General features: G+C 66.3%; 18 protein-coding genes. 15 read left to right on the top strand and 3 right to left on the bottom strand.

Annotated features, from left to right (window positions below):
* Window positions 1-306 precede the first annotated feature (306 nt).
* Together PLL20_01085 and PLL20_01090 are read left to right on the top strand one after the other, a co-directional pair.
* Window positions 307-891, top strand: a complete 585-nt coding sequence (locus PLL20_01085; GenBank protein HPD28559.1) for a hypothetical protein — start codon at window positions 307-309, stop codon at window positions 889-891.
* A gap of 14 nt (window positions 892-905) precedes the next feature.
* Complete coding sequence (locus tag PLL20_01090; protein HPD28560.1) at window positions 906-2276, top strand: DNA modification methylase; 1371 nt, start codon at window positions 906-908, stop codon at window positions 2274-2276.
* Here PLL20_01090 and PLL20_01095 read toward each other — a convergent pair.
* The 3 genes from PLL20_01095 to PLL20_01105 are packed head-to-tail and all read right to left on the bottom strand — an operon-like array spanning window position 2267 to window position 3367.
* Complete coding sequence (locus tag PLL20_01095; protein HPD28561.1) at window positions 2267-2821, bottom strand: winged helix-turn-helix domain-containing protein; 555 nt, start codon at window positions 2819-2821, stop codon at window positions 2267-2269. The genes PLL20_01090 and PLL20_01095 overlap by 10 nt on opposite strands.
* A 56-nt stretch (window positions 2822-2877) precedes the next feature.
* Window positions 2878-3105 carry a hypothetical protein gene (locus PLL20_01100; protein HPD28562.1) on the bottom strand — a complete coding sequence of 76 codons (228 nt, stop codon included), beginning with the start codon at window positions 3103-3105 and terminating at the stop codon, window positions 2878-2880.
* A gap of 19 nt (window positions 3106-3124) precedes the next feature.
* Window positions 3125-3367, bottom strand: a complete 243-nt coding sequence (locus tag PLL20_01105) for a hypothetical protein (protein HPD28563.1) — start codon at window positions 3365-3367, stop codon at window positions 3125-3127.
* A gap of 159 nt (window positions 3368-3526) precedes the next feature.
* Here PLL20_01105 and PLL20_01110 point away from each other — a divergent pair, with 159 nt between their 5' ends.
* The 13 genes from PLL20_01110 (at window position 3527) to PLL20_01170 (ending at window position 12879) form a co-directional block, all read left to right on the top strand.
* Window positions 3527-3733: a hypothetical protein gene (locus PLL20_01110; GenBank protein ID HPD28564.1), complete on the top strand. Its 207-nt coding sequence runs from the start codon at window positions 3527-3529 to the stop codon at window positions 3731-3733.
* Window positions 3723-5984, top strand: coding sequence for a phage terminase large subunit family protein (locus PLL20_01115; GenBank protein ID HPD28565.1), 2262 nt, complete (start codon window positions 3723-3725; stop codon window positions 5982-5984). The genes PLL20_01110 and PLL20_01115 overlap by 11 nt, the downstream gene beginning before the upstream one ends.
* A 249-nt stretch (window positions 5985-6233) precedes the next feature.
* On the top strand, window positions 6234-6446 hold the full coding sequence (locus tag PLL20_01120) for a hypothetical protein (GenBank protein ID HPD28566.1): 213 nt from the start codon (window positions 6234-6236) through the stop codon (window positions 6444-6446).
* Window positions 6446-6646, top strand: coding sequence for a hypothetical protein (locus tag PLL20_01125; protein ID HPD28567.1), 201 nt, complete (start codon window positions 6446-6448; stop codon window positions 6644-6646). Before PLL20_01120 ends, PLL20_01125 begins: the two co-directional genes overlap by 1 nt.
* 1 nt (window position 6647) lies before the next feature.
* Complete coding sequence (locus PLL20_01130) at window positions 6648-8096, top strand: phage portal protein (GenBank protein ID HPD28568.1); 1449 nt, start codon at window positions 6648-6650, stop codon at window positions 8094-8096.
* A complete protein-coding gene (locus PLL20_01135; protein HPD28569.1) occupies window positions 8083-10149 on the top strand; it encodes a hypothetical protein in 2067 nt (688 codons plus the stop codon). The genes PLL20_01130 and PLL20_01135 overlap by 14 nt, the downstream gene beginning before the upstream one ends.
* Before the next feature lie 18 nt (window positions 10150-10167).
* Window positions 10168-10497 carry a DUF2190 family protein gene (locus PLL20_01140; GenBank protein HPD28570.1) on the top strand — a complete coding sequence of 110 codons (330 nt, stop codon included), beginning with the start codon at window positions 10168-10170 and terminating at the stop codon, window positions 10495-10497.
* Window positions 10498-10514: 17 nt separating this feature from the next.
* Complete coding sequence (locus tag PLL20_01145; GenBank protein ID HPD28571.1) at window positions 10515-10871, top strand: DUF2190 family protein; 357 nt, start codon at window positions 10515-10517, stop codon at window positions 10869-10871.
* Between the two features lies 1 nt (window position 10872).
* A complete protein-coding gene (locus tag PLL20_01150; protein ID HPD28572.1) occupies window positions 10873-11256 on the top strand; it encodes a hypothetical protein in 384 nt (127 codons plus the stop codon).
* On the top strand, window positions 11253-11504 hold the full coding sequence (locus PLL20_01155; GenBank protein HPD28573.1) for a hypothetical protein: 252 nt from the start codon (window positions 11253-11255) through the stop codon (window positions 11502-11504). Before PLL20_01150 ends, PLL20_01155 begins: the two co-directional genes overlap by 4 nt.
* Window positions 11504-11935, top strand: a complete 432-nt coding sequence (locus tag PLL20_01160; GenBank protein HPD28574.1) for a hypothetical protein — start codon at window positions 11504-11506, stop codon at window positions 11933-11935. The genes PLL20_01155 and PLL20_01160 overlap by 1 nt, the downstream gene beginning before the upstream one ends.
* Before the next feature lie 12 nt (window positions 11936-11947).
* The gene (locus tag PLL20_01165; protein ID HPD28575.1) at window positions 11948-12379 is read left to right on the top strand and encodes a phage tail tube protein; all 432 of its coding nucleotides are present in this window, start codon (window positions 11948-11950) and stop codon (window positions 12377-12379) included.
* A complete protein-coding gene (locus tag PLL20_01170) occupies window positions 12379-12879 on the top strand; it encodes a hypothetical protein (GenBank protein ID HPD28576.1) in 501 nt (166 codons plus the stop codon). The genes PLL20_01165 and PLL20_01170 overlap by 1 nt, the downstream gene beginning before the upstream one ends.
* The last annotated feature ends 2 nt before the right edge of the window (window positions 12880-12881 follow it).

Raw genomic sequence — 12881 nt, forward strand, 5'->3', positions numbered from 1 at the left:
GCGTGAAACGAATGCATAGGTACTTCCGCGAAAACGGGGCGGGTTTGGCCGCCGGGAACAGCTCCCAACCCCAACCGAATTTGTTTTGCCGGTCCGACCGCCGCCGGGCGGCACCCAGGGCGGCCACGGGACGCGTTGGGGGCCACTCTGGGCGATCGTCGTCGCCCGGGCGTACGGTCGGTACCCCTGGGGCGCCCCGTCGCCACGTTGGCGACGCCGGGCGGCCCCGAGGTGAACGGATAGGTCACGGATGACCGCGCCGGCGGCACAGCGCCGGTCGGCGGTGAAAGCCAAGGAGGCATTGCGATGGCCAAGGTCGAACTCATTCGAACGCTGCGGGCCCCGGAGATGTGGAAGTCCATCCCGAGGGCGAGCCAGGGCATGACGTGGAACCCCGCTGATCTGACCTACGATCGGCTCGCGACGGTCCAGCGACTGCTCGATGTGCGAGATGTCCAACGGATGCTGCTGTGGTTCTGGATCAAGGGCATCACGGCGGATGCCACGGCCGACATCCAGATCGCCGGCTGGCCGTTGTTCGGCGATGTGAACACCCCGGTCGTGCCCGGCAACCAAGGCAGCATCGCCAAGCCGCACGGCTGGATCATGGCCGACGGCCAGCTCGCCTTCGACTACCACAGCCCGATCGCCAAGAACCCCATCACCGGCGTCGCGGAAACCTGGTTCCCGGCCCACAACTGGACGCCATCGCCGGACTACAACACGCACTTCTACATGTCCGCGTCCGGCGCGGTCGCCAATCCGACGGCGGGCAAGGCACAGCCGCTGATCTTCGAGATCGGGGACCTCAAGAACATCGGGTATGTGGACATCCAGGCGGACGTCCTGCCGACGGCTTCGACGTTGTTGATCATCGCGGCATCTTCGTGACACGGAGGTCATCGATGGAAATCACCCTTCGGCCGTTGGCCGACATCAAGCCGTACGAGAAGAACCCCCGGATCAACGACGCGGCGGTCGATGCCGTCGCCGAGTCCATCCGCCGCTTCGGGTTCCGCCAACCGATCGTGGTGGATACCGACGGCGTGATTGTCTGCGGGCACACGCGATGGAAGGCGGCGCAGAAGCTCGGGCTCGCCGAGGTGCCCGTTCACGTCGCCCGCGACCTGACGCCCGAACAGATCCGGGCGTACAGGATCGCGGACAACAAGACGGCCGAGTTGGCCGAGTGGAACATGGAGTTGCTGCCGATCGAGTTGGCCGAGCTCCAGGGCGCTGGCATCGACTGGTCGTTGCTCGGATTCGACGCCGACGACCTGGCCAAGCTGCTCGACCCGGGCGTCCAACAGGGGCTGACCGATCCCGACGAGGTACCCGAGCCACCAGACGAGGCGACCACACAGTCAGGTGACATCTGGCTGTTGGGCAACCACCGTCTGATGTGCGGCGACTCGTCGCGGCCCGAGGATGTGGACCATCTGTTGGATGGACAGAGGATTCATCTGGTCAATACCGATCCGCCGTACAACGTGAAGGTGGAGCCCCGGAGCAACAACGCGATCGCGGCTGGCCTGTCGTCGTTCGGCGAAGCAGGCGTCACGCACCATCAGGGTTTTGATCTGGCGCGGCGTCCTGAGATCGCCAGACCCACGCACCACAAGCTGCGGCCCAAGGATCGTCCGCTGGCCAATGACTTCGTCAGCGACGAGGAGTTCGATCGGCTGCTGGATGCGTGGTTCGGGAACATGGCCCGGGTGCTCGAGCCCGGGCGGGCCTTCTACATCTGGAGCGGCTATGCCAATTGCGCGAACTACCCGCCGGTGCTCAAGCGCTGCGAGCTCTACTTCTCGCAGGCGATCATCTGGGTGAAGGAGCATCCGGTCCTGACCCGCAAGGACTTCATGGGCAACCACGAGTGGTGTTTCTACGGCTGGCGGGAAGGCGCGGCCCATGTCTTCCTCGGTCCGAACAACGCCGTGGACGTCTGGTCGGTCAAGAAGGTCAACCCGCAGAGCATGATCCATTTGACGGAGAAGCCCGTCGAGCTGGCGGTGCGGGCCATGCAGTACTCATCGCGGGCTGGCGAGAACGTACTGGATCTGTTCGGCGGCTCGGGCAGCACGCTGATCGCTGCTGAGCAGACGGGCCGGCGCGCGTACTTGATGGAACTCGATCCGCTGTACTGCGATGTCATCGTTGTCAGGTGGGAGAAGTTTACGGGACGCAAGGCGGAGAGGATTTCAGGCCGAAGCAACGCCCCGGTCGAGGCCGAGGCGTCGGAGGAGAAGGCGTCATGTGTAACCGATCAGGCGTAATGCTCGTTGTACTCGAACTGGCCGCGATCGATCTTGCGGAACCGGGAGACGGTGCCCGTCTCGACCGCCTTGCGGATCTCTCGGATCATGGCGGCGTACAGTGTGGCCTCGGGCGTCTTGCCGTTGGGGCTGGACCACAGGCCCTGGGCGACCATCGCGTCGATCAGGTCCTTGGCCCGCATCGGCTTGCCTTCCGCCTTGAGCACCTCGGCGGCGGCGTCCAGGGCGCTGACCCGCTTGGGCTTGTCGGCGGCCGTCTTGCGGGTCTTCTTCTCGCGCTTGGCGGGCTCCGGCACCGGCTGGCCGGTGACGATCTCGACGGTGGGCGTTACGTCGGGCTTGGGCGCCTCGGCGGCCTTCTTCTTGCCGCCCTTGGCCTCGGCCCGCAGGCGCTGGGCGCTCTTGACGCGGATGCGTTTGCCCGTGGCGGTGTTCGTCGCGTTCCAGCCGCCGTGGCTGTTGACGCTGTCGATCCGCACCGTGACAACCTTATCGCTCACCTTGGCCGTGTACAGGCCGCCGATCTGAATCTGGTCCTTCTTCATGGCATTGTCTCCTCTGGCCGTGTTCGGGCTGGCCGGGCCCCTGGCGTTCCAATCCCCTACCGCGATCGCACGATCGTGATCTGGAACTCGGTCCCGTCGCGAAGCGTCAGGACCACGCCGTCGTTGGACGTCAGCAGCCCGCAGTCCCGGAAGGACGAGGCCTGGCATTCGTACAGCGTCCCGTCCGGGTCCAACTCGGCCGGCGTCATCTCGTCGTCGTCCTCACAGCCGGCGATCTCGTTGAACAGGCCTTCCAGCAAATCGCTCATGTCTTTCGTGGTCATGGTCGTTTCCTTTCTGCGATCACTCGCTCAGAAACCTCTCGATCTCGCTGCGCTCGATCCCCGAGAGCCCCTCGACCAGGTCGATCAGGCATTCACGGACGTGCGCCATCGTGCCCGCAAAGCCCCAGTCCTTCGGCTTGGCGGCGGCCTGGTCGTCGTACTTCTTCAGTTCCATCTCCAGGACATCCATCAGCCGAGCGACCTCGTGGCGTCGCGTGGCATACGTCTCGGCGGCAGTCTTGTTGTTGGCGTTCGTCGTCATCGTTCGTCTCCTTTCGTTGTGCATGACTTACCTCATGTTTCGCGAAAGGGAAGGCAATTCCCCGGAGAATCTGCGATTTCTCGAAGATTCGGCTGCACCGTACTCACCGGTACCGACATGCGGTGTGACCGAACTTCATGTCGGCAGGAGGCGGCGTGAATGGGCGAGCCCGCGCGCATGAACCCGACCGCGATCGCCGTGGCGGACGCCGCCCGCCTTTTGTCGGCCGCAGGTGGCCGTTCGGTGACACCGGAACAGATCGAGGCCGACATCGAGGCCGGGATGCCCACGAACGCGGACGGGACGATCAACCTCGTGCGCTATGCCGCATGGCTCGTGAAGGAGATGTCCGCCGGTGGCGATTGACCCGAGGCATCTGAAACCGGCGCAACTGGTCCAACTGCTGAACTCCTGGGGCGAGGTGATCAGCGAACGGCAGCTGCTGCGCCACCGCAGCCGCGCGGGGCTTCGCATCGGCGACGGCCGGACCATCGATCTGATCCGCTACGTCGCCTGGCTCGTCCAGGAGCGCCACGCGCCGCGGCCGGAGCCCGATGGTCCCACCGGCTACGAGGCCCTGAAGGAACGGGCGCGGCAACGCAACCTCGCGCTGTCGCTCGCCGGCCGCGACATCGGCGAGCTGCCGCCCGTGGCCGATCCCCCGCGAAAGGCCAAGGCCGCGAGGGACTTCCGGTTCTTCTGCGAGCAGTACTTCCCGCAAACGTTTCACCTGCCGTGGTCCCCGGATCACCTGAAGGTCATCGCCAAGATCGAACTGGCGGTTCTTGCCGGCGGCCTTTTCGCGATGGCCATGCCCCGGGGATCGGGCAAGACCAGCCTGTGCGAGACGGCCTGCCTGTGGGCGATGGTCTACGGCCATCGCGAGTTCGTCGCCCTCATCGGCGCCGATGAGGAGCACGCCGCCAACATGCTCGACTCGATCAAGGCCGAGTTGGAGAACAACGAGCGACTGCTCGCCGACTTCCCCGAGGTCGTCTTCCCGATCCACAGGCTCGAAGGCATCCACCAGCGGTCGGCCGGCCAGCTCTACCAGGGCAAGCAGACGCACATCGGCTGGACCGCCCGCGAGATCGTGCTGCCCACGATCCCCGGCAGCGCGGCGTCCGGGGCCATCATCCGCGTGGCAGGGATCACCGGTCGGATTCGCGGCATGAAGCACAAGCGGGCGGACGGATCGAGTGTCCGGCCGTCGCTCGTGCTGATCGACGACCCGCAGACGGATGAATCGGCACGTAGCCCGAGTCAGTGCGCCACGCGCGAACGCATCCTGGCCGGCGCCATCCTCGGCCTGGCCGGTCCCGGTAAGAAGATCGCCGGGCTGATGACGCTGACTGTCGTGCGTCCGGACGACATGGCCGATCGCATCCTCGACCGCGAGAAGCACCCGCAGTGGCAAGGCGAACGGACGAAGATGGTCTACGCCTGGCCGACGAACGAGGCCCTGTGGGCACGGTACACCGAGATCTGGCGCGAGGGGATGCGGGCCGATCGCGGCATGGGCGAGGCGACGGAGTTCTATCGCACGCATCGGGCCCAGATGGATGAAGGCGCCGTCGTTGCTTGGCCCGAGCGGCACCACCCGGATGAAATCTCGGCTATCCAGCATGCGATGGACCTGAAGCTCGACCGGGGCGAGGCGGCGTTCTTCGCCGAGTACCAAAACGAGCCGCTGCCCGAGGACCTGCCGGATGATGACCTGCTGACCGCCGACCAGATCGCCGCCAAGGTCAACGGCTACAAGCGAGGCGAGGTCCCGCTGGGCTGCACGCACCTCACGATGTTTATCGATGTGCAGGCTAAGGCGTTGTTCTGGCTGGTGGCCGCGTGGGAGGACAGCTTCTCGGGTTATGTCATCGACTACGGCACGGAGCCCGACCAGCGGGCCGGTTACTTCACGCTCCGCGACATCCAGCGGACGCTGGGCAGCGTCTCACCTCGGGCAGGGCTGGAGGGAGCCATCTACGCCGGCCTGGAACGGCTGACCGAGGCGACGCTCGGTCGCGAGTGGCGCCGGGACGACGGCGCGATGGTGCGGGTCGACCGCTGCCTGATCGACGCCAACTGGGGCAACTCGTCCGATGTGGTCTACCAGTTCTGCCGCCAGAGCAAGTATGCCGGCGTCCTGTTGCCCAGCCACGGGCGGTACGTGGGCGCATCGAGCATCCCGTTCAGCGAGTACAAGCGGAAGCGCGGCGATCGCGTCGGCCTGAACTGGCGCATCCCGGTGGTGACCGGCAAGCGGGCCGTGCGGCACGTCGTGTACGACACGAACTGGTGGAAGTCGTTCATCCACGCCCGGCTGGCCGTGCCCATGGGCGACCCGGGCGCGATGTCGCTGTTCGGCCGCAAGCCCGAGCAGCACGTCCTGCTGGCCGAGCACCTGACCGCGGAGTACCGCGTGAAGACCGAGGGTCGTGGTCGCACGGTGGATGAATGGAAGCTTCGCGTCGAGGGCCTGGACAACCACTGGCTCGATTGCCTTGTCGGCTGTGCGGTCGCGGCGTCCATACAGGGCGCCGTGCTGTTCGGGACGGACACACGACCGGTGCCGCGCGAGCGTATCCGGCTGTCCGAGCTGCGGAGGACCAAGCGATGAAGCCGGCTGGAGACAGTAAGCCCAATGAGCCTCGCGGGCTTCGTTGCCCGAAGTGCGGCTGCTCGCATCTGCCGGTGGTCTACACGCGTCAGCGGCACGGCTTCATCCTTCGAATTCGGCGGTGTCGGCATTGCGGCCGGCGCGTTGCCACCCGCGAGACGGCCGGAGGCAGTACAGATCTGTAACAATCTGCATGTCAACCCCCGACTAAGTGCCCTGGAGCGCCCAGCTCGTGTCGGTACAGGGTGGATGAGCAGTGTTCTTCCTCCGATCACGGACGACCGGAAGCTGGCGCTCGAACTGCGCCTGGTGAGGGCGCCGGACAAGGAGGACGCCCTGCAGGAGGCGTGGGTTGCCCACCTGGAGGGCCGCAACCCGGCCCGGGCGGTGAACACCTACGCCCAGCGGGAGCGCCGGCACCGACGCCGAATGTGGACGCTGGGCCATCCGGGAAACAACTGATGCCCGATCCGACCCTCTCAAACGCCATCCGCGAGAACGCCGCCGGGCCGGCCAAGGCCTCGGGCGATGCCGGCAGCGTCGAGCAGCACAGCCTGGCCGACCAGATCGAGGCGGATCGGTACCTGGCCAGCAAGGAAGCGGTGCAGAACCCCCGACGCGGCGTTCGGTTCTCGAAGATCGTTCCACCTGGGAGCGCATGACGTGCTGAAGTGGCTGTGGCCCAAGACGAGCAGGCAAACGACGCCCACGGGCATCGCCGTGGTGCGTGGCGGCCGGCTTATCCAGGCTCGCTACGATGCCGCCGTCACCAACGACGAGAATCGCCGGCACTGGGCGAACGCCGACGGCCTCAGCGCCGATGCGGCCGCCAGCCCCGATGTGCGGCGGATCCTTCGCAATCGCGCCCGCTACGAAGTCGCCAACAACGCCTATGCCAAGGGCATCGTCCTGACGCTGGCCAACGACGTCATCGGCACCGGCCCGCGGCTGCAGCTGCTGGCCGACAACGCCGAGGTCAATCAGCGAATCGAACGCGAGTTCAGCCGCTGGGCCAGGGCCGTCGGCTTGGCCGAGAAGCTCCGCACGATGCGGATGGCCAGGGCAACCGATGGTGAGGCCTTCGCCATTCTGGCCAGCAACCCCCGTCTGGCCTCGGCCGTGAAGCTCGACCTGCGGCTGATCGAGGCCGACCAGGTCACCACGCCCGACCTGTCCATCCTGGACGACCACGCGATCGACGGGATCGTCTTCGACCCCTTCGGCAATCCGATCGAGTACCACGTGCTCAAGGCCCACCCGGGCGATGACCGGGCGAGCGCCGGCATGGGGCTCGACTACCAGCGCGTGCCCGCTGAGGCGGTCATCCACTACTTCCGAGGCGATCGGCCGGGCCAGAGCCGGGGCATCCCCGACATCACGCCCGCGCTGCCGCTGTTCGCTCAACTGCGGCGCTACACGTTGGCCGTGTTGGGCGCCGCGGAAACCGCCGCCGACTTCGCCGGCATCCTCTACACCGACGCCCCGGCCAACGGCGAGGCCGAGAGCGTCGAGCCGATGGACGCCATCGAACTCGAGGCCCGCTCGCTGCTGACGATGCCCGGCGGCTGGAAGATGTCCCAGGTCCAGGCCGAGCAACCGAGCACCACCTACGGCGAGTTCAAGCGGGAGATCCTCAACGAGATCGCCCGCTGCCTGAATATGCCGTACAACGTCGCGGCGGCCAATTCCTCGGGCTACAACTACGCCTCAGGGCGCCTCGACCACCAGACCTACTTCAAGAGCATCCGCGTCGAACAGGAACACCTCGGAGCCACCGTTCTCGACCGCATCTTTGCCGCTTGGCTCGGTGAGGCCGTTCTCGTCGAAGGGCTCCTGCCGCAGGCCGCCCGCATGCGCGATACCGACCTGCCGCACCAGTGGTTCTGGGACGGCCACGAGCATGTCGATCCGGCCAAGGAGGCCAGCGCCCAGGCGACGCGGCTGACCAGCCACACGACCACACTGGCGGCCGAGTATGCCCGCATTGGACGCGATTGGGAGACCGAACTCCGCCAGCGGGCCAAGGAGGTCGCATTGATGAAGGAGCTCGATCTAGTCGTGGAGCAGACCGTTCCGATCGGCAAGGAGGCCGGCGACGATGCCGACGAGTAACCCCCCACGCCTGCTGCAGCTCTGTGCCCCCGTCGGCGGGTGGGCCACGATCGAGGCCGCCGCCGAAGGGGATCGTCCGCCGCTACGGCGGTTCGGCATGATCGCCTACACCGGCGGGCCGATGATCCTGGCCGGCTGGCCGCACCCGGTGGTCGTGGACCTGGCCGGCCTGCGGGTCACCGCCAAGAGCCGGCCGATCCTCAAGGACCACAATCGCAGCCTGATCGTCGGGCACACCGACGCGATCAGCATCCAGGACAACAGCCTGCTCGTCTCCGGTGTGATCTCGGGCGCCGGCGCGGTCGCCCGGGAGATCATCGAGAGCAGTCACAACGGCTTCCCGTGGCAGGCGTCGCTGGGAGCCTTGGCCGAGCGCGTGGAGTTCGTGCCCAAGGGCCGCACGGTGTCGGCCAACGGGCGTGAGTTCGAGGGACCGGTCCATGTCGTCCGGAGGGCGACGCTCGGCGAGATCAGCTTCGTCGCGCTGGGCGCCGACGACAACACCAGCGCCCAGGTGACGGCTTCTGCCGTCGGTACAGGTACGAAGGAGACCATCATGGACTTCCGACAATGGGTCGAGGCAAAGGGGTTTGTGTTTGACGAACTGAGCGACGCGCAGAAGGCCAGCCTGCAGGCCATGTACGACGCCGAGCAGAAGCCGGCCGATGAGCCGGACCCGCCCGAGCCGCCGGACAATCCGCCCGGCAACGTCGTGGCCACGCTCCGCGCGGAGGCGGCCGCCGAGACGCAGCGGATCGGCGATATCCGCCGAATCTGCGCCGGCAAACACGCCGAGATCGAGGCCAAAGCGATCACCGAGGGCTGGGACGCCACGAAGACCGAACTGGAGGTCCTGCGGGCCGAGCGCCCGGCGGTCACCGGCATCCGACGTGGCGGCGACGGTCTCAACGCCGGCGCCATCGAGGCGGCCATGTGCCTGTCGGCGGGTCTGCCCGAGCGGCAGGTCGCTGGCTGGTACGACGAGCGGTCCATGAACGCGGCATTGTCCCGCGATTTGCGGGGTGCGGGCTTGCACACGCTGCTCTACGAGGTCATCCGCGCTGCCGGCGACCATGTCCGCCCGGGCCGGGTGGACAACGAGATGATCCGGGCGGCGTTCGCGGCCGACCAGCGGCTCATCCAGGCGGCCAGCGGGTTCTCGACCATCTCGCTGACCGGCATCCTCTCCAACGTGGCCAACAAGGCGATGCTGGCCGCCTACCAGGCGGTCGAGAGCACCGTCGGCTTCTTCTGCGCCGAGACGGATGTCAACGACTTCAAGGAGGTCACCCGCTACCGGTTGACCGGCAACGGGATCTTCGAGAAGGTCGGCCCCGACGGCGAACTGAAGCACACCACGCTGATCGAGGAATCCTACAAGAACCGCATCGACACGTTCGGCCGGATGATCGCGCTGACGCGTCAGATGATGATCAACGACGACCTCGGGGCGTTCCTCCAGATCCCGCGTCTCATCGGCCGCATGTCGGCCCTGAAGCGCGAGGAGGCGGTGTACGAACTGCTCCTGAGCAATCCGGGCAACTTCTTCAGCACCACCAACAAGAACTTCCTCTCGGGCGCGGACACGAACCTGTCAATCGGGTCGCTGACGCTGGCCGAGCAGAAGTTCCTGGACCAGACGGACATCGACGGCCGGCCGATCCTGCTCAGCCCGGCCGTGCTGCTGGTGCCCACGGCCCTGAAGGTCCTGGCCCAGCAGTTGATGACCGAGACCCGGGTGAACGAGACGACCACGGCCGGCAAGCCCAGCCCGATGGACAACCCGCACGCGGGCAAGTGGAAGCCGGTGGCCAGCCCGTACCTCAACGCCCTCAACCTCACTGGCGGCAGCGCGAAGGCCTGGTACCTGTTCGCCAATCCGGCGGACGTGGCGGCCATCGAGATCGCGTACCTCCGGGGCAAGCGGACGCCGACGATCGAGAGTGGCGAGACCAGCTTCAACACACTGGGCATGCAGTGGCGCGGGTACTTCGACTTCGGCGTGGCCATGCAGGACTTCCGGGCGGCGGTGAAGGTCAAGGGCGAGGCGTAAGCCTAGGAGGTATCGACGATGCCGGCAACGATCTTTCGACATGAAGGCGATGCGGTCGACTACACGCCCGGCGCGAATGTCGCGGCGGGCGACGTGGTCGTGCAAGGCGATCTGGTGGGCGTGGCCCGGATGGACATCGCGGCCGGTGTGCTGGGCGCCCTGGCGGTCTACGGGGTCTTCGACTTCCCGAAGGTCGCCGCCACGGCGATCACCGCCGGCACGCTGGTGTACTGGGACAACACGAACAAGGTCGCCACGCCGACAGCGACCAGCAACAAGCTGATCGGCAAGGCGGTTCGTGATGCGGCTGCCGCGGATGCGACCGTGCGGGCGTTGTTGCGGCCCTGACGTCGGGAGGCAACGGGATGGGCGCCACGTACATCCACGAAGGCAATGCGATCGACTTTGTGCCCGGCACACAGGTGAACGCCGGCGACGTTGTCGTCGTGGGCGATCTCGTCGGTGTGGCCCGCGTCGAGATCAAGGCCAACCAGCGAGGCTCGCTCGCCGTGACCGGCGTATTCGAGTTTCCCAAGGCGTCGGGCGAAGTCATCGGCGCCGGCCAGCAGCTCTATTGGGACCACGTCGCCAAGCGAGTGGCCACGAGCAGCGACTACGGTGGCTACAAGCGGCTCGGGCATGCGGTGGCCTATGCGGGTTCCGGTGAGGTGAAGGTGCAGGTGCGGTTGATGTCCGGTTTCCCCGAGGTCCCGGATCTGTGACATGAGTGATCTGCTCGAACAAGGCTCGGCTTGGCTCGATGACCAGCGAACGCGGCACATGACGCGTTCCGTGGAGTACCGCCGCGGCGCGGATGCGGTAGCCCTGTCCGCGACGGTCGGTCGAACGGTGTTCGAGCAGGCAGACGAATACGGCATCGTCCACCGAACCGAATCCCGCGACTACCTGGTGCTCACCACCGATCTGGTGCTTGCGGGTATGCAAACGGTACCGAGGGCCGGCGATCGCGTGCGGGAGACCGATGGCGATCAGGTGTTCGTGTACGAGGTGATGGCGCCGGGGGCGGAGCCGCCGTATCGCTACAGCGATCCGTACCGCCGCACGCTGCGGATTCACACCAAGCACGTGGGCACGGAGGCCGCATGATGGAAAACTGGATGATCCAGCCCGTGGTGCAGTACGGCTTCCTGGGCTTCTCCGTCGTCCTGCTAGGCGTGGTGATCTGGCTGATTCGCAAACTGCTGGAGGTCCTGGAGGCCAACAACCGGATCATCGCGGCCAACACCGAGGCGATCCGCGAGTTGACCAACATGACCTGCGACCTGCTCAAGCTGCATCGCTCGCTGCATGACAAGATCATCTCGCGGCCCTGTATCGCGCGGGAGGAAGCCTGATGTCGGTCATCACGGACATCGCCGATATGGTCGTCGTGAGCCTGAACAGCCGGTCGTTCGCCCGGCCATTCACGGCCGAACGGCTCTACCAGCCGACGTTCGAGCTGGCCGAGATGGACACGCTCCATGTCAGCGTGGTGCCGAAGTCGATGACGGTCGAGCCGGCCACGCGGCTGGACGTGTTTTGCGATTGCACGATCGATATCGGTGTGCAGCAGAGGGTCGATCCGCAGGACCAGACGACGCTCGATGCCTTGGTCGGGCTTGCCGAGGCGATCGGTGATCACCTGCGAACGACGCGTCTGGAGGGCGTGACCGATTGTCTGTGGATGGTGACGCGGCATGAGCCGCTGTTGTCGGTGGAACATTTGGATCAGTTTCGGCAGTTCACCAGCGTCATCACGGTGACGTATCGGGTGAAGCGCCGATAGGAGGTACCTGCGATGTCTTTCAAACTGGGCATGGAGGCCAAGCTGCTGTTCAAGGCCGGCGGCCAGGGCGGTGCGGGAGAATGGACCGCGCTGACCAACGTGCGGGATGTGACCCTCTCGATGGAGACCGGCGAGGCCGACGTCACCACCCGGGCCAATAACGGATGGCGGGCGACGGCCGCGACGCTCAAGGAGGCCAGCGTCGAGTTCGAGATGGTCTGGGACACCGCCGACGCCGGCTTCACGGCCATCAAGAACGCCTACCTGAGCAATGACATCATCGGATTGCAGGTGCTCGACGGTGAGGCCGGCCAGGGCCTGCAGGCCGACTTCATGATCACCGCGTTCAGCCGCAGTGAGGCCTTGGAGGAGGCGATCACCGTGTCGGTCACCGCCAAGGTGGCCTATTCGGCGACGGCGCCCACCTGGATCGGTGGCACGTGATGAAGACCTTCGCCGACAACGCCGGGCGGACCTGGACGGTGACCATCAACGTGGACGCCATCAAGCGGGTTCGCGGCCTGCTGAACGTCAACCTGCTGGAGATCGTCGAGGGCACGTTGATCGAGCGGCTGATCCGCGACCCCGTGCTCCTGTGCGACGTGGTCTATGCCGTCTGCAAGCCCGAGGCCGACGCCCGCAACATCACCGACGAGGAGTTCGGCCGGGCGATGGCCGGCGACGCCATCGAGCACGCGACCACGGCCCTGCTGGAGGAACTCGTGGCTTTTTGCCCGAGCCCGAGGGACCGGGCGAACCTCGGGCGGGTGTTGACGGCGACGCGGCGGATGATGGACCGAGCGAGGGACCTGATCGAGCAGCGGCTCGACAGCGGGGTGCTGGAACAGCTGGGCGAGCAGGCGCTCGCGACGGCGATGAGCTCATCTGGCGATGTGCCGGAATCTGCGGCGTCAATCCCGGGCCTTTCACCCTCCGCGAACTGATC

Source organism: Phycisphaerae bacterium, from assembly GCA_035384605.1.
Lineage (GTDB): Bacteria > Planctomycetota > Phycisphaerae > UBA1845 > PWPN01 > JAUCQB01.

What these genes read in the sequence shown, in the direction of transcription:
- PLL20_01085 (HPD28559.1), top strand. Translation starts at nt 307, where the DNA reads ATGGCCAAGGTCGAACTCATTCGAACGCTGCGGGCCCCGGAGATGTGG.
- PLL20_01090 (HPD28560.1), top strand. Translation starts at nt 906, where the DNA reads ATGGAAATCACCCTTCGGCCGTTGGCCGACATCAAGCCGTACGAGAAG.
- PLL20_01095 (HPD28561.1), bottom strand. Translation starts at nt 2,821, where the DNA reads ATGAAGAAGGACCAGATTCAGATCGGCGGCCTGTACACGGCCAAGGTG.
- PLL20_01100 (HPD28562.1), bottom strand. Translation starts at nt 3,105, where the DNA reads ATGACCACGAAAGACATGAGCGATTTGCTGGAAGGCCTGTTCAACGAG.
- PLL20_01105 (HPD28563.1), bottom strand. Translation starts at nt 3,367, where the DNA reads ATGACGACGAACGCCAACAACAAGACTGCCGCCGAGACGTATGCCACG.
- PLL20_01110 (HPD28564.1), top strand. Translation starts at nt 3,527, where the DNA reads ATGGGCGAGCCCGCGCGCATGAACCCGACCGCGATCGCCGTGGCGGAC.
- PLL20_01120 (HPD28566.1), top strand. Translation starts at nt 6,234, where the DNA reads ATGAGCAGTGTTCTTCCTCCGATCACGGACGACCGGAAGCTGGCGCTC.
- PLL20_01125 (HPD28567.1), top strand. Translation starts at nt 6,446, where the DNA reads ATGCCCGATCCGACCCTCTCAAACGCCATCCGCGAGAACGCCGCCGGG.
- PLL20_01135 (HPD28569.1), top strand. Translation starts at nt 8,083, where the DNA reads ATGCCGACGAGTAACCCCCCACGCCTGCTGCAGCTCTGTGCCCCCGTC.
- PLL20_01140 (HPD28570.1), top strand. Translation starts at nt 10,168, where the DNA reads ATGCCGGCAACGATCTTTCGACATGAAGGCGATGCGGTCGACTACACG.
- PLL20_01145 (HPD28571.1), top strand. Translation starts at nt 10,515, where the DNA reads ATGGGCGCCACGTACATCCACGAAGGCAATGCGATCGACTTTGTGCCC.
- PLL20_01150 (HPD28572.1), top strand. Translation starts at nt 10,873, where the DNA reads ATGAGTGATCTGCTCGAACAAGGCTCGGCTTGGCTCGATGACCAGCGA.
- PLL20_01155 (HPD28573.1), top strand. Translation starts at nt 11,253, where the DNA reads ATGATGGAAAACTGGATGATCCAGCCCGTGGTGCAGTACGGCTTCCTG.
- PLL20_01160 (HPD28574.1), top strand. Translation starts at nt 11,504, where the DNA reads ATGTCGGTCATCACGGACATCGCCGATATGGTCGTCGTGAGCCTGAAC.
- PLL20_01165 (HPD28575.1), top strand. Translation starts at nt 11,948, where the DNA reads ATGTCTTTCAAACTGGGCATGGAGGCCAAGCTGCTGTTCAAGGCCGGC.
- PLL20_01170 (HPD28576.1), top strand. Translation starts at nt 12,379, where the DNA reads ATGAAGACCTTCGCCGACAACGCCGGGCGGACCTGGACGGTGACCATC.